Below are 501 nucleotides of genomic sequence, written 5' to 3' on the forward strand. Positions count from 1 at the left end.
GATGTAGGACGGATTTTGCGGACATTCAAAATAAAAAAGAATGTGGAGGTAACAGACAATGGCAAAATCATTATTTGAGGAACTGGGCGGCAAATACGAAAGGCAAGGGGATTATTTGATACCGTGCTTAACTGTACCCGCCGAAGAAGAACAGGCAATAGGCATCTGGGGGCAACGGCATTTAGATTATCTAAAACAGTACCGTAAAGTTACATACACCAATCTTCTTACAAGCGGCAGGCTAAACGCCTACCTTGCCGACATCAACAGACAGGCACAGGAACGCTTTGAAAGGCTCATAGAGGGTATGAAACAGGCACAGGGCATAACGGAACAGCTAAAGGCAGAAAACGCCTTAGAATGGACAGGATGCCTCAATAACATAAGGGCTTGTGCGAGGGAGATTGTGGAAAAGGAAATTATTTTTGCATAAACAGATGATTAGTGGCAGGGGGAAATCCTGCCGCTTTTTCTGCTTTAGTTTGTCAGCTTGACAAATAA

At 43.9% G+C, this 501-nt stretch carries 1 protein-coding gene; it reads left to right on the forward strand.

What is annotated here, in order from left to right:
* Window positions 1–58: 58 nt before the first annotated feature.
* Window positions 59–433, forward strand: coding sequence for a TnpV protein (locus IAG03_RS14170; RefSeq protein ID WP_001129922.1), 375 nt, complete (start codon window positions 59–61; stop codon window positions 431–433).
* The last annotated feature ends 68 nt before the right edge of the window (window positions 434–501 follow it).

The organism is Yeguia hominis (genome assembly GCF_014384705.1).
Classification (GTDB): domain Bacteria; phylum Bacillota; class Clostridia; order Oscillospirales; family Acutalibacteraceae; genus Yeguia; species Yeguia hominis.

Bases quoted from the DNA above. Each gene is read 5' to 3' on its own strand.
- IAG03_RS14170 (WP_001129922.1), top strand. From the start codon at position 59: ATGGCAAAATCATTATTTGAGGAACTGGGCGGCAAATACGAAAGGCAA.